We start from the raw sequence: 17,694 nt of genomic DNA on the forward strand, positions 1-17,694 counted from the left end.
AACGCGCGCAGCACGCCGCCTTAGCTCAGTCGGTAGAGCATCTCACTCGTAATGAGAAGGTCGCGAGTTCGATTCTCGCAGGCGGCTCTCGTGCGCTTGATACACAATATGGCACACGCTCAGCTAGACAGAATCGGGGTAGCGCAGTGACGCTGATGACTTCCACAGGTAATCTCTACGCCGCGGATAAAGACCGACTGCGCGAAATTCCGGAAGTCCTCTCCACTGAATCCATAACGACTGAATCCATAACGGCCGTGCTCAACCAGAGCCTGGAGGATTTTTATCTTGGCCGTTTCGACAGCTTCGATAGCCTCGGAATGTAAAGCACGCGGTCATGGCAGGGGATGCATACGAGGTCTTACTTACCTCCACTGCGCGCAAAGACTTAGACAAGCGGCTGCGCAAATCCCCCGCCAAGAAGGACAAAGTGGCTAAAGCCGTCAAGCGTATGCGCGAGTTCGGCCCCACGTACCCGTCCTTCAACACTCACCAGGAGAAGCGCACCTCCAGAGCCGATGACCCTACCTACATCTCCTACGTGGAACACAACACCCACGGTGCTTGGCGCATGTACTGGAAATATGCGCAGGACAAGATTGTGGTCCTCTACATCGGCCCGCACCCCTAGTCTGTACCAGTAGTCCGAACCCTTGCCTGCGCCCGGAGGCCTGCCCCCCACCCAGGGCGTAACACTTTTTAGAACTGTGCGGCGTGGCCCGGGAAGGGGGAGTAGGGCTGGTCTTCTTCGCGTAGTCCGATTGGTGCCCAGGGTGGGCGCCAATCGGTGCGTCGGAGTACGTCTGGGGAGATCCACCCGATGGTTATGCACGCCAGCAGGTAGTTGTCTCCGGGATAGTCGGCATTAAGCCAGTCCATCTCAGCGATTGCGTGCTCTTTGTAGTCGAAGTGGTAGGGGGAAACGCTGTCGTATTCGGAATCGTGTCCCGGGCGCGGCCGGGCCGAGATGAGCCAAATTTTATCGCCCAGCTGTGCCGGGGCGCTAAACCCGTTAATCTGCCTCCCATAATCCACTGTTAAGGAATCGGCTTGCCACGAGGACAGCTTAGGGTACGAACGAGGTGCCAAGTGCGCGTATTTGGTAGGGGTGTTCCGGGAAGTTGGTCGGGGTGGTGTTCCGGGTTGTTGGTAGGGCTGCCAGCCCCGGCGTTGCATGGCCGGGCTGGTGTTTGGGGTTAGGTGTTCGTGTTGTCGCGGATGGTTACAAGATGCTTACGCATGTCAAAGTCCCCAATTTCTATATGGCGCCCGCTGCTGATCCTGCTGACGAGTGAGTCTGCTCCGACTCGATTGGGCAGGGCCTTGAGCCAGTAGCCTGCACTCGATTGCGATGAATTGATGGCCGGGAGTCGGCCGTCTCTTTCAACAAAGATTTTGGTTAGGTCGTCTTGACCATGGAAGTCAGTGCGCATGTGGTCAGCAATAGAAAACCCGATCGACCTGCGGGAATAGCAGTCGATAACGGTCGCGAGATACAGATTTGTTCCTCCTTGGATAAGCAGGTAAGTGACATCGCCAACGTGCAAATGGTTGGTCTCATCGGCACGGAAACTCCTTTTGACCAGGTCCGGGAATACCCGGCGGGAAGAAACGGACACCGTAGTTTTCACACTGCGCTTCTTGCTGAAGCCGTACAGGCCTCATTGCTTCATCACTCGCGCCACGCGCTTGTGGTTGGCTCGGCCAACTGTCGGGCGCGCTCGGAAAGTTCAGCTGGAATTCGTTTGGCTCCGTAGAGGCCTTTTGCCAGTGCCGTGCCTGCCGACCCAGCACGATAGGGGATTCGCGATTGGAGCACCCCAAGGCAGAAGCAATCGCGTCAAAGCTTTTGCCTTCCAGCCACATCGCCATGATCTCTTTAAATGAAGCCATGAACATGGCCTCCTTAGTCATGAAAACGTGTCACGATGCCGCAGAATTGACGACCACACCACCACACAGATCATGACCCGACCACCTAGCCAGAAACACCCCTACCACCTATGCAGACTACCCCGACCAAATACCCGAAATCGGCACGAGGTATTTCGTTCATCATCAGTTCTTTGTCTTCCCACAAGTAGTAGGCGAGAAGACGCTCGGGGTGGAGCTGACGCAAATCGCCGTGATACTGTTGTCCTGGGATTTTCATCACCGCTATACTCCGCATTTATCCCGAAAAGATGGGGGGTATGCGGCCTAATGGTCAAAATGTGTTGTTTTTCGGCGTGTCGTCTTAATGGTCAGAATGTGTTGGTGGGGGTTAGTGGATGGTGCCTTTCCTGATTCCCATACTGTGGTTGTAGTCAGCGTCGATGGCGTTGTCGAGGAGTGCGGGCCGCCCGTCGTCGTGACCGTTGGCGGTTTGGCGCTCGTGGTGGGCAAGGATCGTGGCTTTGGCGGTTGCGTCCTTGCCCCAATTTTGTTCTCTGGCGATGTCTACGGGGTCGGTGGTGGTGTGTTGTGTGTGGGTGTAGAGCCACCAGTCGCAGGCGATGCGTTGATGTTCATCTCTGAGGCCTCTGTGGGCGTGCAGGAGGCTTTTTATCGGGGAGTTGATGCCACCTTCTAGGCTGTTGGTGGTGCTTTTATAGGCGATGGTGCCCTGCTTTTCGGTCAGGTAGGTAAACAAGTGACCGGCCTTGGAAAGTCGCACCAGCTGCATGTAGGCGGCTCGGTGGGTGTAGTGGGTGTACCACCATCTTTTGTTGTGTCGCTTCGATTTCGGGATCTGCTCAAGCGGGGTGTCTTTGACGTAGCTTTTCTCATTGAGCTGCGTGTTGAAGGTTTGGCCGAACTTCTGCAGCTTTATCGTCCAGTCGGCGGCCTGGTCGAGATCGTCTATGTGCAGTAGCTCTAGGGATAGTCGGCGTAGTGCCTTGCCCATTGCTGATGTGGGATGAAGACCTGTAGCGGTTTGGATATTTCGTTTGACGTGGACGAGGCAGCGTTGGATTTTGGTCTCAGGCCAGGTGTTTCGGATGGCTTTTGCTGAGCCTTTATGGCCATCTGTCGTTGCAATCAGTGGCGGGGCAATAGTGTCGAGTAATCGGCCGTAGGCCCAGGAATCTTCGGTGTATCCCCAGAACCATGAGATGACATGGTCGCAGTCGGCTAGGACAAGCAGGCATTTTGTGTTGAAGTATGTCCCATCGATAAAGACCTGGTCATAGACCCGGTGGGGGTCTGCTGGCATTGGTGGTTGCACGTACCAGAAGGTGGCGAAGCGGCGTTGGAGTGTCGATACGCTCACGTTGTGTATCTTGGCCAGCGTGTTTAGTGAAATTCCGCTGGTGAGCCAGTCAACGAAGACTCTAAACCACATCGCTTGGCCGGCGTCGTCGTGGCAACGGGTAAAGGTGTGCCCGCACTCCTTGCAGCGCCAACGCTGGCGGCTACTCGTAGTCGTTCCATGCTTGATACTTCGCCCGGCGCACACCGGGCATGGGGGATGTTTAGTACTCATCCCCTCATCGTCTACGCCCCCATATCACACTTGGTCGGTGGCCTGTGGGATTTCAGTGCATTGACCGCTCATTTACCCCAGAACAGTAAATCATTCCTAATACCACCAGCACGGAGCACAGAAACAGACAAATTCACCAACACATTTTGACCATTAGCCCGGGTATGCTCGGGCGTAATGACGGCGACGGGGTAGGAACACTTTCATAGAGACTCCCAGGGGTTGGAATACTGACAGGGTCGCCTCGGGACGCACAAGCCACGGTGAGGGGAGGCGATAGGTGGCAGTGTAGGGCATCGGCAAGCTGTGCGTGGGAGACGGGCTAGCTTCGCGGGGCACCAACGCGGGATGGGCGGAACACCAAGTCATCCTCGCGTATGGGGGCGCTGTCATCGTGAGTAGCCACCACAATGTGACGATCTTGGGCGCAGCGTTCAATCAGGGCCCACACCTTGGCGCGCGAAGAGGCATCAAGACCACTGGTGGGCTCATCCAAGACAACCAAGTCACCGTCTGATACTAGGGCCCGCGCGATGGCGATGCGCTGCCGCTCGCCGCCGGATACCTTGCCTTCTTCACCGGCAACATCACGCGAATGGTTGGAGCCTTGCGGTGCAAAGGACTCCAGGCCCACAGTGCTTAAAATGTCCCCAGCGGCCTCGCGAGAAATATCGCGGCCAAAGATAACGTTATCGACGGCCGTTGCATTGAGCAGGCCCGGGGACTGCTGCACATACCCAGAGCTGCGCGGGACCTCTACCTCAGAGGAATTAAGCCCCAACAGCCCCTCTAGCAGCGTAGTCTTACCCGTACCACTTTCACCGAGTACCCAAATGGGGCGGTGGGGCGGTTGGGTCAGGAGTTTGGATAATTCTGCGACTTGGTCATGTCGGACGACTGACTGGACATCTTCGGCCCGGCGATGGGGACGGATCTTCTCGCTCGATTCCTTCTGCTGGGAAATTGCCACGGCCAGGGAAGAAATACCAAAGCCCACCGTCTGCAGCGGGCCAATGGCTGCTACCGCGATTCCCACAGTTGACACAATCGCACCGATCACTTGCCCGTCCCCCAATGGGGTGCGGTAGCTAATTGTGAAAACCAGAGTACAAATTGTTGCCGCCAAAATTAGTCCTTGAGCCAGGTATAAACGGCGCGTGGCGGCGTAGGAGGCGGCGCCTGCTTTTTCCACGGTGACGCGATCGGACCGGTACCGCGAATACAAGAACTGCGGGACGCTAAAAACCACGGCTTCTTTCCATAGGCCCAAAGAGTTGCCAAGCACGCCAAAGCTTCGCATATTTTCTTTGAAGAATGCCGCCTGGGCCTTTTGGTGAGCTGCGATGAGGGGTTTGCTTGCCACCGCATACAAGATAGCGGCCGCGGCAACTATGAGGCCTTCCACCCAGGAACTGGCCACAACTACCGCCCATACGCCGGCTACCAGCGACAACACAGCAGGAAAAACTGAAAGGTAGAGCCCCGCCAGGCTATCACGATAGGTACCAGCGTTAGTGTCAATAGCAAAAGAGATCTCGCCATTATCCATCTGGTGGCGCATGCTTGGATCGGCTGTAATGCTGTCCTTAAGTGCACGGGCCATCACCGTGGACTGCAAACGTTGCTCCACCAGGCCATACAAAGGGTAGATTACGTAGGTCAGTGAAGACCCAACCAGCCACAATAGGGAATACACGATAGCTACCCGGCCGGCGGTTGTTAAAAACTCGGTTCGATCGGTCGCAGCCATCAAAGAGCCAATACCCCGGCCCAGCGCATACGGTGCCAGCACAGTAGACACAGATGAGACAACAATCGTTAGCACAATCAGAAAATTCCTGCCCGGCGATGTCTGCCAGGCCTCGCGGACAACTTTGCATAGGTGTTGCAATGTAGACCTCCAAATAGGGAACTATGTATTCAAAAGTTTGAGATTCCTGACTTGGCTCATCTTAGTGTCAGTCGTCACTGGGGGAGCCGTATTGGGCAACCAGCTCAGCAAATGCGGAGTTGGTGCGCAAAAGCTCGCGCGGTGGGCCAGCTGCGACGACGCGGCCTTGGTCGAACAAAACCACGAAGTCCGAGCGCAGCGCGGAGGATACTCGGTGGGTAATCAGAACAACGGAGGTACCGTGGTCTGAGCCCGCGACAATCTGACGGCAGCTGTGTAGCAAGTGCGCTTCGGCGTGGGCGTCGAGCGCAGAAGTGGGCTCATCAATAACCACCAGATCAGCCTCGTGCGAACCCAAGAGGCCCCGGCAGTTGCCCAAGCGCTGCCACTGGCCGCCGGAAAGCTTCACACCATCATCCCAACTGGCACCAATGTGGGTGTCTTTGCCGCGGGGCAGCCGCCTAAAGACCGCCGCAGCGCCGCTCGCCTCTAGCGCAAAATCCTGCTGAGCAAACGGACCATTCGCACCGGCCTGCGGGAGGGTGGCGGCTTCGTATGCGGTGAGTTCCCAGTGGGAAGGCTGCTGTGGGATGCCTGCCAACGTGAACACCCGGGTGCCCTCGGCATTGGTGGTATAGCTGCGGCTGTTCCAGGACAGCGTTCCAGAGGAAGGCCTGCGCACATCGCGCAGTAGCATGGCCAGGGTAGATTTACCAGAACCATTCTGGCCCATGACGGCAATCAGCGATGCCCGAGGCAGCTGCAACGATACCTCGTGTAGCGCCGGAGCAGAAGCACCTGGGTAGGTGTAGCAGACCCGGTCCAGAGTTATTACGGAGTCGGAGCGCGTCGGTACGGTGTCAGACTGCGGCGGTACGGTGTCTGACTGCCGTGGTACGGGAGTATCGGCGGTCAAAGGCGTTGCCCCGGCGCGCAGTACGGATTGAAAGCGGGCATACTCGCGGTATGCCTGGGAAAGATCGGCATAAGCGAAGCGAAGGCCAGAAAGCAAGGTGGCGAGCTGCATAATCGTAAACACTGATACCAGCGACGCTTGCGGGGACAACGAGTCAGCGCCCCGCCAGACAATAAGCCCGCCTGCGCCGAAGTAGAAACAGCTAGCCAGTGCATGTAACCACGTGATGCGCAGATTGGTGCGTTGCAGGGGAGCATTCCACAAGTGGACCCAGCCAGCGAAGGTGCGCAAATACCAGTCACTAGCGCGGTAGACCCGCAATTCAGTAGGGAGCGAACTGCCCGCCACTGCTTGGGCAAAAAGCTGAAGCTTGCGCTGGTGGGGAGCCACGGCGGTATCGGCAAGCTCTTGCAGTTTCTCCGCCCGAATGCCAGCCCACAGTGCGGGGACGCAGGCGGGCAGAATCCACAGGAAATGGGGGTTAGACAGCGCGGCGGCGGCCACCAGGAGCACAGGCACACTAAGGTTCACCACGGCCTGGAAGGTGCGCACCATGGCCTCGCCCAGGACGGTGTCGCGTGAGCGCAATAGGGACAGGGCCTCCTGGAGCTGGGAATCTTCAAGGTCATCGAGGTATTTAATGCTGCTAAGCGACTGCGCGATGCGCTGATTGGACTCAGCAGCCAACCGCGTGGCCACGTCAATCTGAGTGCTGCCAGCCATGGGACCAAGCAACTGGACTGCGGCCATCACCAGGACAAAGTACGCAATGCCCGTCCACTGCGGGACGTTCCAGCTGCCCAGCTGGCCGGTGAGTGCGACGGCCACCGCAGTGGGGAACAAAACGCTGCCCAGACTAAAGAGGTTAAAGGTCAGCAGCAGTGCACCAGCGCGGGCAGGAAGGTGGCGAAGGAAGAATCCGCACATGGCAATCCGGGCGCGTACGGGGGAGATTAAGGGGGTCATGGAAACTCCTCTAGCAAGGGTGGCGGGTTAGTCGGCGTCGAGGGAATAGAGGCGTCGCTGGGTGCGGTACATCTGGGAATATGTTCCACCGAGCGCGAGGAGCTGGCTGTGCGTGCCTTGCTCCACCACTTCACCGTTGGCGAGGACAATGATGCGGTCCACGTTCGTGATGGAAAACAGCCGGTGGGTGATGACAATGAGGGTATCGGTGGGATCGGCCTGGTGGAGGACCTGCCCGTACAGGGCCTTTTCGGCGTAGATGTCGAGTGCGGAGGTGGGCTCGTCAAGAATGAGCAGCCGACCCCACGGCGCTGGGGCAGTGACCAGCGCGCGGGCGATGGCGAGCTTTTGCCACTGGCCGCGCGAATACTCGCCGTCCGCGTCGTGCTCGGCTATGAGACTCCCGATGCCCAGGGCTTGCGTGATTGCCCGATGGTTGGGGTGCAGGTGCTCGCGGCCCAAGTATATGGACTCCGTTGCTGTCAGCGGTGGGCGCATGAAGTCTTGGGCTACCAGGCCGATGCCCCCACTTCCTGCAGCTTTGTGCCGTGGGTTGCCGTTGTCTAACTGCACCGCTCCGGTAGTCGGGGTGAGCTCGCCCGTGAGCAGCTTAATTAGCGTCGACTTGCCAGCACCGTTTTCGCCGACGATGGCCACTTTCTCTCCGCGGGCAATGTCGAGGTTCAACCTGTCGAGCACGAGGGAGTCCCGGTAAGAGAAGGAGACGTCCGTGAAAGTAACCAACGGTGGGGTGTTCGTGCCGGAGGCGTTGTGGACAGGGGAGCTGGCAGCGGTGCCGCCAGGGGTTTCGGCGGGGGCATCGGCAACACAAGCTGCGGGGGACTGAGCGAAAGCGAGCTGGCGCAACATGGACTCAAACTCGATGGCGTGGAGCTGCACTGAGCCCAGGGTGCCCAGGCCTGCCAGGCCGGGAGCGGCTACCACGATGGTGCCCAGGAACGCGGCATAGTCGGTCCCCGGCTGCCGCACAGTCCAGACGATATAGAGGAAGAACACCAGAAAGAAGGGGGCGCTCGCCTTGAGGGTTTGCGCACCCAAGCGGCGAGTGCGAGTGGCTGCAGTGTCTAGCTTCAGCGCGGTGGCGGCGGTGAAGCGCTCCCGCAGGAGGCTGCCTAGTTGGAACAGTCGCGACTCCTCTGCAAATTCTGCCCCCGTGAGAGTGTGCCAATAGAACTGGGCGCGCTGCGCCGGTTGGTCCGTAGTACCGGCCAGATCTTGGTGCATGACCGCTTGGTATTTGGAGGTCATGGCGCCGGAATACCAGGTGGCTGCCCCCACCGCTAGGCCCAGAAGGAGATTCCACTGGCATAGCAGCAGCACGGAGACTGCACCGGAAAGCCGCTGCTGAAAGACGTAGAACACCAGGGAGATACCTTCTTGGCCTACCCAAGATTGAGTTTGGGAGGCCAGTTGGCCGTGCGGGTGGGCCAGATCCCGCGCTAAGGCGGCAGGCTGAAGCCAGGCGTGCAGCCTGCCCTGGAGTCGGTAGATGAGGTGGTCTGCGGCTGCATCAATGAGCGGGACTGCGACCAAGACCGGCAGCAGGGTCAGGAAAGCTGCAGAAAACTCGACTGCGCCTTGTGCGGCCTGAGCAGCCAGTTGAGATACGGAATAGAGCAGGTAGAACTGTGCGGCCTTAGCCGCTACGGTGCCCACAAGGGCCAGGGAGGTTAACAGTGGTGCAATGCGCCAGGCGCGCTGGATTGAAGTAAAACCAATGAGGGTGTCCATAGGATATGCGTTAAGGGGCGGTGCCCCTGTGCCTTTCTGGTGGAGAGTGCAAATACTGATTGAGCTGATAGCTGTGCTGCATTCGTCATGACTATCCACCTCCGCAAGACCTATGGTGACGGGTTCTTCCCCAGTAGACTACCCCACCCGCCGCGGCGGGCACAGGAAAACTGTGCAGAAAACTGCGCAGAAAAATGGGCCGCTAAAGCAGCCGCGGCACCACCTTGCCCGTGGGGTTGCGCGGGAGCCGGTCGCGGAAATGGACGTCCCGGGGGATCGAGTGGGAAGCCAGCTTTTCATCCACAAAGGCACGAATGCTGTCCTCCGTGAGGGCTTGGCCCAGGGCGTCCTTGGTGCGCACCACCCACACGGCAATGCGCTTGAACGTATCCGGATCATCCACGCCGCCGGAGTAGACCTCATGAACCCCCGGCATGGTCTCCAGGACCTCGGTGACTGACTGAGGGTGCACGTTTTCCCCGCCGACGATGATCATGTCATCCGCGCGGCCCAGGACATGCAGGAAGCCATCGGCGTCAAAATAGCCCAAGTCGCCAATAGAGACCAGGCCCTGGACGCGCTCGACTTCCATGCCGGGCTTGGTGTAGCCGGTGAGCGTCATGGAGTTGGACAGGAAAATCTCGCCCACCTCCCCCTGAGGGACCTCCACGCCATTGCTGTCCAAAATCTTCATGGTGGTGCCAGAGGCTACCTTGCCGCCAATGGTGGGATCCGCCGCAATCTGCTTGGCGTTGGCCACCGCGGCCAAGGTCAGCTCCGTGGAACCGTACACATTGGCCAAGATGGGGCCAAAGCGGGCGATGGTGTCCTGGACCAATTGCGGGGACAGAGCATGCCCGGAGGAGGCAATGAAGGTAAGCGAGGAGGCATCGTAAGTACCGGTGGGATCTGCCTCCACCATCTGCTTGTAGAACACCGGCGAGGACAGCAACCCATCTAGCCGATGCCGCTCAATGTCCTCCAAGCAGGCCACCGGGTCAAAGACGCGGCGGGTGACAATGGTGTTGCGCGCCCCCAGCGCGATGTTCAGGCACGCCCAGCCCCAGGTGTGGAAGATGGAGGCGGTGAGCTGGACCTTCTGGTCCGCACGCCACGGCATGTTGGACATGATCGTGCTGAGCACCGCTGGGAAGGCCGGCTCCGGGCGGATGATGCCCTTGGGGATTCCGGTGGTACCGGAAGACATCAACACAATCGGCCCATGGGAGGGGAACACCGGAAGTTTGACCGCAGAGAAGTCCCGGGCGCAGACTTCCGCCAGGGTGGGGAGCTCCTCAGGTAGATGCGACGGCACCGCGTCAGCTGGGTCCACATGGCCGATCACAATGTCTAAGTCCCGGCTGTAGTTGTCCGGCAGGCGCTCGAGAAACTCCGAGTCCACCACCAGGTGGGTGATCTGGTTTTCCTCCAGCGTGCCCAGGAGCTGCTCCGGAGAAGAGCCGATGTTGAGCAAGTAGATGGTCGCGCCCACGTAGCCCTTGGCACCCAAGGCGGTGACAATCGCGCGGCCGTTGCGGGCCATCACACCCAGCCGGATGGGGGAGGCGCCGCTGGCTAGAGAAGAGGCGGCGGCGTGCTGCTGTAAATACTTGGCAAAGGCGCGGGCGTGATCGCGCAGCTCCTGGTAGGTCAGCTGGCCGTCATCGTCGATCAATGCCACGCGCTGTGGGCAGGTTAGCGCCCCCTGCTCCAGCTCGCGGGCGGTAGTGAAACGGTAGCGCGCCAGGACGGCGGGCAGGGCGGCAATGGCCTTGGGGCCGCCCTGGGGGCCGATAATGCCAGAACTTAACAGGGTACGGGCTAGTTGGCCTGCGGTTTTCGCGTGGAAAGGTAGGCGGCGAAGCTGGGCGAGATTCATGGGGCTTCCTCAGGTGTTGCGGGCGTGCAGGGGCAATGGTCTGTGTTTTGGGTCTGTGTTTTGGGCGAACATGCAGTATTCTGCTTTAGGAGTTACCGAAGTGACAATATAGTGTATTTTTGGCCGTAAACGTAGAGGGGGGTGTGCGTCCGCCACCCCTGGGCCAAAAATCTGCAAAACAGGGAGGAAGTCCTCATGCGCCTGCGAATTAAGAGCGCCACTGCCGTCGTCGCTGCCTGTATGGCTGCGACCAGTCTTTTTGCCCCCGCGACCGCCCTGGCGCAGGAGCGCAACCTTGTTGCCTTCGGCGACTCCGTACTCGCCAACCCGAACGGTAACGACTATCTGAGCTCCCGCCTGGGGCCCGAGGCCTCCAGCGTGCGCAACGGCCTGGGCTGCCCGCAGTCCAATAACTACGCCCGCCGCGCCGGGGCCATGATGGGCATGCCGGTGCGTGACTTCTCCTGCTCCGGCACGGTGACCATGTCCCACGGTCCGCACATGCGCGCGCAGATTGATGATGCCATCCGCACCGGCGCCCTGACCCCGGCCACCGCGCGCGTGGTCTACACCGTTGGCTTCAACGACACCTATAACAACCCGCGGCTGAACATGCAGCAGATCCGCGAGCAGTGGGTGCGGGCCAACGTGCCCCTGATCCAGCTCATCCGCAACGCCGCCCCGAATGCGCGCATTCAGATTGTCGGCTACCCCACCATCGGCGATAACGGTAACTACTGCCTGTTTAACCTGGGCGGTTCTTCCTCCCAAGCCCCCATTCCGCTGCCGCAGGTCCAGGACTGGGAAAACAAGGCCCAGTGGATGCAGGTGGACCTAGCGCGCGCCACCGGCGTGGAGTTCCTGGACTTGAAGCCAGCCACCCGCCACAACGGCATGTGCGCCAGCGATAGCCAGCGCATGTGGTCTGGCCTGGTGGATTTTGGGGCAGGCACCCAGTACCTGCCCCTGCACATCAACGAGCGCGGCCAGCAGTACGTGGCCGGCATTGTGGCGCGCTCCTAACCGCGCTTAGGGCCGGGCCGCGGCGGCTTCTTCCTCGATGGCCTTGAGGAAGACCTCCACAGGCTGCGCGCCGGAGATAAACTGCCCGCCTACGATGAACGCCGGGGTGCCACTAATCCCTATCTGGCTGGCATAATCCCGCGCGTGCGCAATCGCCTGGTCATACTTGTTGCTGGTGGCATCCGCCCGGAAGCGCTCCAAGTCCGCCACACCGGCTTGCTTGGCAAAGCGCACGAAGTCTTCAATCCCATAGTTCGGGTGGCCCGCCACATCCTTGCTGGCGGAGTACAACTCCCGCTTGAACTGCTCAAATTTCCCCTGCTCAGCGGCCGCGCGTCCGGCCTTGGCTGCGGCAGTGGCGGCGTCGCCGTTGACGGGGAAATCATTCCACTCAATCCGCAGCGTGCCCTCGTCCACCAGCTTGCGCAGCTGGGGCTCCACCTCGTTGGCATGCCGGGCGCAGAAGGGACATTCAAAGTCTGAAAACTCTGACATCACTACCGGCGCGTCCACCCTTCCGCTCGCAAAAGGATCGCCGTCAAGGCGCCGGTGCACCTGCGCGGCCTCGCTCAGCTGCGATAGCTCCACGCCCGGCCCCCACAGCGTTGCGCCCTTGCCCCGGTCAGGTGTGCCAGAGCTTGCCGATGCCCCCGCTTCCTCCCCGTTTACTTCCGTTGCTGAATTGCTGGGGCTGCCGCTTGCGGTCGACTCTGCCAGCTGGGTGCCATTATCCGGCCGGGTGAAAGCGTACACTGCTAACCCGGCCACGGCTGCCGCCACAATGATTGCCAGCACCAGCACCGGCCAGCCGATACCGCGAGGGTTGCGCGAAGAACCAGACATCTCTCGCTACGCCTTCTTTACCACGGATGGTTTCAAGGACATGGCCCCAAAGCCATCAATCTTGCAGTCGATATTGTGGTCCTCCGGACCGGCACCTGCATCAGGGTTGAGGCGAATGTTACGGACCTTGGTTCCTGCTTTGAGCGGCTGGGAGGCACCTTTGACCTTGACGGTAGTGGTGACGGTGACCGAGTCGCCATCGGCAAGCACATTGCCCACGCAGTCCTTGATGGTGGCGGGGGCGGCATCGGCAGACTCAGCCTTAGAATCAGCCACAGCGGCAGGCCACTCGTGGGCACACTCGGGACACACCAGTAACGGCGGCATTTCGTAGGTGTACTCACTCGAGCACTCGGGACAAGCGGGAAGTGCAGTCATAAGCCTAAAGCTAGCACGGGGCCTGGACACCACCATCGCTGGCCGCCGCCTCCAGGTAGAGACCATAACCAGACTTGCGCAACGGGGCGGCCAAATCCAGCAGCGCCTGGCGGGTGATAAACCCGGCCTCAAACGCCGCCACCTCCGGTGAACCAATGATGGCACCCGTGCGTTTCTGGAGCACCTCGACGTAGGAGGCGGCCTCGCTCATCGAGTCAATAGTGCCCGTATCCAGCCACACATCCCCGCGCTGCATACGCTGGACGTGGAGTTGGCCGCGGCGCAAATACTCCTCATTAATCGCGGTGATTTCCAGCTCCCCCCGCGCGCTGGGGGCAATGGTCTTCGCGATGTCTAGGACCGAATTGTCATAGAAATACAGCCCCACCACCGCGTGATTGGACTTCGGTTGCGCAGGCTTTTCCTCGATGCTCAACGCGCGGCCATCCGCGGCGAATTCCACCACGCCATAGCGCTGCGGATCAGAGACCTCATAGGCAAAAATGGTGCCTCCCGTTTCGCGGCGTTGGGTCAAGGCTGCTGTAAAACCGTGGCCGTCGAAAATGTTATCGCCTAACACCAGGGCCACCGGGGAATCGCCCACAAAGTCTGCACTAATGAGGAAGGCCTGTGCTAAGCCCTCCGGGCGGGGCTGGACCGCGTAGTGGAGCATCAGGCCCCACTGGGAGCCATCGCCCAATAGACGCTGAAACGCCGCAGAATCCTCCGGGGTGGTGATAATGAGGATCTCGCGGATACCGGCCTGAATCAGCGTGGTCAATGGGTAGTAGACCATCGGCTTGTCATAGATGGGCATGAGCTGTTTAGAAATGCCCTTGGTAATCGGGTACAGCCGAGTGCCGGAGCCGCCGGCGAGAATAATGCCCTTGGTGGGTTGCATGGGGTTTAGCCTAGCGGACGGGGCAGGAACGGGGGCCTCGGCAGGCATGGCGGCCTCGGCAAGAACGGCATCCATTTTCAGTAGTGCGCGGCAAATGAAAATCACGGTAGGGTGGTCCGCATGAGTGAGATTGTGCAAGGAGTAATTGCCCGCAGCAAAGGCGCCGACGTTGAGACCGTGGGTGTGGTCATCCCGGAGCCGGGCGCCAATGACGTGGTGGTCAAGGTTGCCACCTGCGGCGTCTGCCACACGGACCTGGCCTACCGCGACGGTGATATTGAAGACGCCTTTCCTTTCCTACTGGGGCACGAAGCCGCCGGTGTGGTCGAGCAGGTAGGCAGCGACGTCACGCACGTAGCCGAGGGCGACTTTGTGGTGCTCAACTGGCGCGCCGTGTGCGGCGAGTGCCGGGCCTGCAAGAAGGGCGAACCCAAGTACTGCTTCAACACCCACAACGCTTCGAAAAAGATGACGCTCGAGGACGGCACGGAACTCACCCCCGCACTGGGCATTGGCGCGTTTGCAGAAAAGACACTGGTCCATGAGGGCCAGTGCACCAAGGTCGACCCGGCGGCGGACCCCGCGGCGGCGGGACTGCTGGGCTGCGGCATTATGGCCGGACTCGGCGCGGCCGTAAACACCGGTGAGGTGCAGCTGGGGGAGTCCGTGGCGGTCTTCGGCTGCGGCGGCGTGGGCACCGCGGCCATTGCCGGTGCCCGCCTGGCAGGGGCTGCCACCATCATTGCGGTGGACCTGGACGATAACAAGCTGGCCACGGCCCGCGAATTCGGCGCCACCCACACCATTAATTCCACGGGCAAGTCGGAAGAAGAAGTCATCGACGCCGTACGGGAGCTCACCGGCGGGTTTGGCACCGACGTAGCCATTGACGCCGTGGGCATCATGGCCACCTGGCGCCAGGCGTTCTACTCGCGCGACCACGCCGGGCGCATGGTCATGGTGGGCGTGCCCAACTTGACGGCCACCATTGATATCCCCGCCATTGATCTCTACGGCCGCGGTGGGTCCATCCGCCCCGCCTGGTACGGCGACTGCCTGCCAGAACGCGACTTCCCCGCCTACATTTCCCTGTTCCAAAACGGGCAGTTCCCGCTGGATAAGTTCGTCAGCGAGCGCATTGGGCTGGGCGATGTCGAAGCCGGATTCACCACCATGAAGCAGGGCAAAGTCCTGCGCTCCGTGGTGGAGCTTTAAGGAGGCACTACATGCAGATCGAGCAGTTTGTTACCGCCGGGAAATTCCGCCTAGACGGCGGCGAATGGGACGTGGAGAACAACGTCTATGTGCTGGCGGCAACGCCGGGCGCAGACGCCGAGGTCTACATCGTGGACCCCGCGCACGATGCCGCCGAAGTCTACCGCCGCGTGGGCGACAGGCGCGTTCGCGGCGTGATTTTGACCCACGCCCACAATGACCACTGCGAACTGGCCCCAGAGGTCGCCACCCATTATGGCGTGGACGTTTACTTGCACCCGGGCGACCAGGAGCTGTGGGAAGAAAGCAATGGCAGCGCCCCGTACCAGCCGCTTGCGCACGGCCAGACGCTGCACCTGGGCGAGGAGGAAATCACCGTCCTGCACACCCCCGGGCATAGCCCCGGCTGCGTGGTGCTGTCCATCCCCAGCGAGGCGGCACTCCTGAGCGGCGATACCCTATTCAACGGCGGCCCCGGCGCCACTGGGCGCAAGTACTCCGACTTTGACACGATTATCAACTCTCTGCGCGAGGTAGTTTTTGCCCTGCCCGCGGACTATCGTGTCCTGCCCGGGCACGGCGACTCCACCACTATCAGCGCCGAGTCCGCCCGCTTAGACGAGTACATTGCCCGCGGTTACTAATAGCTTGCCGATGCCCCTTTCCCGCACCCGCCTCAGCCCCTTACCGGGCTAGGCTGGGTTCCCTCCCTGCGCGCCGCAATAGTCTGCCGCTGCTCCCTCTCGCGTGCGTCCCAATCCGCCCGTGCGCCGCACAACGCAGTTCGCGGCCCTTTCCCGCGTGCGCGCGCCACAGTCCGCCCGTTCTCCACGCAACCCATTTTGCGGCCCCTCCCCGCGTGCGCCACAGTCCGCCCGTTCTCCACGCAACCCATTTTGCGGCCCCTCCCCGCGTGCGCCGCTGTCTGCCCGTGTACGGGGCAGCTTGGTTTGTGGCCCCTTTTCCCGTGCTCGCGCCGCTGTCTTATTGCCGGGCCGGGCTGAGTCAGCACCCCCGTTTGCTCGTGCGGGGGCTAGATTATGTCACGTTTGTGGCATTCTCCCTGTGGAATTCTTCGACAATTGTCTAATAGAGTGCACATTTTCGGCGAGTTATCCACAGATTTCGGGTTTTCCCAAAATTCCCCTTGCGCGGGGTTGCGCTATCGCCTTAGCGTCACAACCATGAACGAGATCAACATCGCCGCCCTGCTAGGCAGCGTCATCGACGCACTGCCACAGCTAGAGCATGCCACCACCACAGACCTGGTGGGCTTAGGCGTTGCGCCAGATACCGCGGAGTTCCTGGTGCGCCTCTACCAGCTGTACTGTGGGCCCGGCCAGCCTAGCCGCAGGCAAAGGAGCGCTATTAAAGGCGCCCGCCGCCACGGACATGGGCTTATCGCCATGCAAGAAATAGAACGCGAAGTCACCAAAACCAAAACCACCCAACAATGGCGAATGCGCCAACACCTATGCGCCACACCCGCAGGCCAATTCACCACCATGGCACGCAAACTACGCCGGGAATGGAACCCGAAGGATGACACCCCGGCAGAAAAAGTCTCTATACGCCGCTACGCCAACGGCACAGCCACCATGTCGATAACCGCTCGCGATGTGGACCTTACCGATGTCTACGATGCCATCGATCAGGACGCCCCGGCAGAGAGCTTCCTTAACCTGGTTCGTGGTGAAGGTGGTGCCGGGCGGTTGAACTACATCCCCATGATTACCCTGCAGCTAGATACCTTCGCCAAGCTGCTCGCCGTTAACGAATGCAACCACACCAGTGCCACCGGCACCGGTGCAGACCTCACGGGCAACACCCACACCAGTGCCAGCGCAAGCAGCGCCAACGCAGGCAATGCCAACACCAGCGGTGCTAACGCAGGCGGCGCGGGGGAAGCTGGCGACATTATTGTTCGGGCGAATAATGGGGCGCGGATGAGCGGGGCGGAGCTAGCCCAGCGCATTTTGTTCAAGCACGGGTTTGTCGCAATCCTAAGCCGGGTGCATGGTCCGGTGGATGTTTACCGTATGGAGCGCTTTGCTACCGACAAGCAGCGCCTCCTGCTTGCTGCGGAGAGCCCTGAGTGTGCGTGGTTGGATTGTCACGTGCCGTTTGATAAGTGCCAGATCCACCACATCACGTCGTGGGCAGATGGTGGGGAAACCAACATCAAGAACCTCACGGTGTTATGCCCGCACCATAATGGTGCCAACGAGGACCACCCTCCGGGAGGAGTGCCCGTCCGGCGGGGTCGGATGACAAGGCTTGGTGGGCAGGTGGCCTGGCAGTCACCCGGTGGTGGTGTTCCGGTGCCGACTAGCCCCACCAACTAACCCCCGCGCCCACAGCGCAGGCAGCACGCCAAGCGCGACGCGGCAAGCAGCGCAGCAAGCAGCGCAGCACCCCAGCCCCACGGCAGCCGAAAACAGGCCGCCGGAGGGGCTAGACGTGC

Annotated in this window: 15 protein-coding genes, 1 tRNA gene and 1 pseudogene; 7 read left to right on the forward strand and 10 right to left on the reverse strand. The window is 60.5% G+C overall.

Going from position 1 to position 17,694, the window contains the following annotated elements:
- The first annotated feature begins 14 nt into the window (after window positions 1-14).
- The 3 genes from G7Y31_RS01135 to G7Y31_RS01145 all read left to right on the forward strand — a co-directional run bounded on the left by G7Y31_RS01135 (window position 15) and on the right by G7Y31_RS01145 (window position 631).
- Window positions 15-87, forward strand: a tRNA-Thr gene (locus G7Y31_RS01135).
- A gap of 59 nt (window positions 88-146) precedes the next feature.
- Window positions 147-326, forward strand: a complete 180-nt coding sequence (locus G7Y31_RS01140) for a hypothetical protein (RefSeq protein WP_165011093.1) — start codon at window positions 147-149, stop codon at window positions 324-326.
- Window positions 327-337: 11 nt separating this feature from the next.
- Window positions 338-631, forward strand: a complete 294-nt coding sequence (locus G7Y31_RS01145; RefSeq protein ID WP_165011091.1) for a hypothetical protein — start codon at window positions 338-340, stop codon at window positions 629-631.
- A 68-nt stretch (window positions 632-699) separates the two neighbouring features.
- On the opposite strand, the gene G7Y31_RS01150 is transcribed toward G7Y31_RS01145, so the two are convergent.
- From G7Y31_RS01150 to G7Y31_RS01180, 7 genes and pseudogenes are all read right to left on the reverse strand, one after another.
- Window positions 700-1,089: a hypothetical protein gene (locus G7Y31_RS01150; protein ID WP_165011089.1), complete on the reverse strand. Its 390-nt coding sequence runs from the start codon at window positions 1,087-1,089 to the stop codon at window positions 700-702.
- A gap of 107 nt (window positions 1,090-1,196) precedes the next feature.
- Window positions 1,197-1,424: pseudogene (locus G7Y31_RS12125) on the reverse strand (ATP-binding protein); the annotation flags it as partial.
- 839 nt (window positions 1,425-2,263) lie between these two features.
- Complete coding sequence (locus tag G7Y31_RS01160) at window positions 2,264-3,466, reverse strand: IS1249 family transposase (RefSeq protein WP_196823588.1); 1,203 nt, start codon at window positions 3,464-3,466, stop codon at window positions 2,264-2,266.
- Between the two features lie 322 nt (window positions 3,467-3,788).
- Window positions 3,789-5,291, reverse strand: a complete 1,503-nt coding sequence (locus tag G7Y31_RS01165; protein ID WP_280527295.1) for an ATP-binding cassette domain-containing protein — start codon at window positions 5,289-5,291, stop codon at window positions 3,789-3,791.
- Between the two features lie 133 nt (window positions 5,292-5,424).
- On the reverse strand, window positions 5,425-7,239 hold the full coding sequence (locus G7Y31_RS01170) for an ATP-binding cassette domain-containing protein (RefSeq protein ID WP_165011015.1): 1,815 nt from the start codon (window positions 7,237-7,239) through the stop codon (window positions 5,425-5,427).
- Between the two features lie 27 nt (window positions 7,240-7,266).
- Complete coding sequence (locus G7Y31_RS01175) at window positions 7,267-8,991, reverse strand: ATP-binding cassette domain-containing protein (RefSeq protein ID WP_165011017.1); 1,725 nt, start codon at window positions 8,989-8,991, stop codon at window positions 7,267-7,269.
- 202 nt (window positions 8,992-9,193) lie between these two features.
- Window positions 9,194-10,870 (reverse strand): AMP-binding protein, encoded by a 1,677-nt coding sequence (locus tag G7Y31_RS01180; RefSeq protein WP_165011019.1) that lies wholly within the window; start codon window positions 10,868-10,870, stop codon window positions 9,194-9,196.
- A gap of 195 nt (window positions 10,871-11,065) precedes the next feature.
- Here G7Y31_RS01180 and G7Y31_RS01185 point away from each other — a divergent pair, with 195 nt between their 5' ends.
- Window positions 11,066-11,893 carry a GDSL-type esterase/lipase family protein gene (locus tag G7Y31_RS01185; protein ID WP_165011021.1) on the forward strand — a complete coding sequence of 276 codons (828 nt, stop codon included), beginning with the start codon at window positions 11,066-11,068 and terminating at the stop codon, window positions 11,891-11,893.
- Window positions 11,894-11,899: 6 nt separating this feature from the next.
- On the opposite strand, the gene G7Y31_RS01190 is transcribed toward G7Y31_RS01185, so the two are convergent.
- Genes G7Y31_RS01190 through rfbA form a run of 3 tightly spaced genes read right to left on the reverse strand, consistent with a single transcriptional unit; the run spans window position 11,900 to window position 14,015 of the window.
- On the reverse strand, window positions 11,900-12,736 hold the full coding sequence (locus G7Y31_RS01190; RefSeq protein WP_165011023.1) for a DsbA family protein: 837 nt from the start codon (window positions 12,734-12,736) through the stop codon (window positions 11,900-11,902).
- 6 nt (window positions 12,737-12,742) lie between these two features.
- A complete protein-coding gene (locus G7Y31_RS01195; RefSeq protein WP_165011025.1) occupies window positions 12,743-13,114 on the reverse strand; it encodes a zinc ribbon domain-containing protein YjdM in 372 nt (123 codons plus the stop codon).
- Window positions 13,115-13,124: 10 nt separating this feature from the next.
- Window positions 13,125-14,015, reverse strand: a complete 891-nt coding sequence (rfbA, locus tag G7Y31_RS01200; RefSeq protein ID WP_165011083.1) for a glucose-1-phosphate thymidylyltransferase RfbA — start codon at window positions 14,013-14,015, stop codon at window positions 13,125-13,127.
- Window positions 14,016-14,135: 120 nt separating this feature from the next.
- Here rfbA and G7Y31_RS01205 point away from each other — a divergent pair, with 120 nt between their 5' ends.
- The 3 genes from G7Y31_RS01205 (at window position 14,136) to G7Y31_RS01215 (ending at window position 17,575) form a co-directional block, all read left to right on the forward strand.
- The gene (locus G7Y31_RS01205; RefSeq protein WP_165011027.1) at window positions 14,136-15,230 is read left to right on the forward strand and encodes an S-(hydroxymethyl)mycothiol dehydrogenase; all 1,095 of its coding nucleotides are present in this window, start codon (window positions 14,136-14,138) and stop codon (window positions 15,228-15,230) included.
- Between the two features lie 11 nt (window positions 15,231-15,241).
- Complete coding sequence (locus G7Y31_RS01210) at window positions 15,242-15,874, forward strand: MBL fold metallo-hydrolase (RefSeq protein WP_165011029.1); 633 nt, start codon at window positions 15,242-15,244, stop codon at window positions 15,872-15,874.
- Window positions 15,875-16,414: 540 nt separating this feature from the next.
- A complete protein-coding gene (locus G7Y31_RS01215; protein WP_165011031.1) occupies window positions 16,415-17,575 on the forward strand; it encodes an HNH endonuclease signature motif containing protein in 1,161 nt (386 codons plus the stop codon).
- Window positions 17,576-17,694: the final 119 nt, after the last annotated feature.

The organism is Corynebacterium lizhenjunii, from assembly GCF_011038655.2.
GTDB classification, from domain to species: domain Bacteria; phylum Actinomycetota; class Actinomycetes; order Mycobacteriales; family Mycobacteriaceae; genus Corynebacterium; species Corynebacterium lizhenjunii.

What these genes read in the sequence shown, in the direction of transcription:
- G7Y31_RS01195 (WP_165011025.1), bottom strand. Translation starts at nt 13,114, where the DNA reads ATGACTGCACTTCCCGCTTGTCCCGAGTGCTCGAGTGAGTACACCTAC.
- G7Y31_RS01160 (WP_196823588.1), bottom strand. Translation starts at nt 3,466, where the DNA reads ATGAGTACTAAACATCCCCCATGCCCGGTGTGCGCCGGGCGAAGTATC.
- G7Y31_RS01180 (WP_165011019.1), bottom strand. Translation starts at nt 10,870, where the DNA reads ATGAATCTCGCCCAGCTTCGCCGCCTACCTTTCCACGCGAAAACCGCA.
- G7Y31_RS01170 (WP_165011015.1), bottom strand. Translation starts at nt 7,239, where the DNA reads ATGACCCCCTTAATCTCCCCCGTACGCGCCCGGATTGCCATGTGCGGA.
- G7Y31_RS01205 (WP_165011027.1), top strand. Translation starts at nt 14,136, where the DNA reads ATGAGTGAGATTGTGCAAGGAGTAATTGCCCGCAGCAAAGGCGCCGAC.
- G7Y31_RS01145 (WP_165011091.1), top strand. Translation starts at nt 338, where the DNA reads ATGGCAGGGGATGCATACGAGGTCTTACTTACCTCCACTGCGCGCAAA.
- G7Y31_RS01190 (WP_165011023.1), bottom strand. Translation starts at nt 12,736, where the DNA reads ATGTCTGGTTCTTCGCGCAACCCTCGCGGTATCGGCTGGCCGGTGCTG.
- G7Y31_RS01185 (WP_165011021.1), top strand. Translation starts at nt 11,066, where the DNA reads ATGCGCCTGCGAATTAAGAGCGCCACTGCCGTCGTCGCTGCCTGTATG.
- G7Y31_RS01215 (WP_165011031.1), top strand. Translation starts at nt 16,415, where the DNA reads ATGAACGAGATCAACATCGCCGCCCTGCTAGGCAGCGTCATCGACGCA.
- G7Y31_RS01210 (WP_165011029.1), top strand. Translation starts at nt 15,242, where the DNA reads ATGCAGATCGAGCAGTTTGTTACCGCCGGGAAATTCCGCCTAGACGGC.
- G7Y31_RS01175 (WP_165011017.1), bottom strand. Translation starts at nt 8,991, where the DNA reads ATGGACACCCTCATTGGTTTTACTTCAATCCAGCGCGCCTGGCGCATT.
- rfbA (WP_165011083.1), bottom strand. Translation starts at nt 14,015, where the DNA reads ATGCAACCCACCAAGGGCATTATTCTCGCCGGCGGCTCCGGCACTCGG.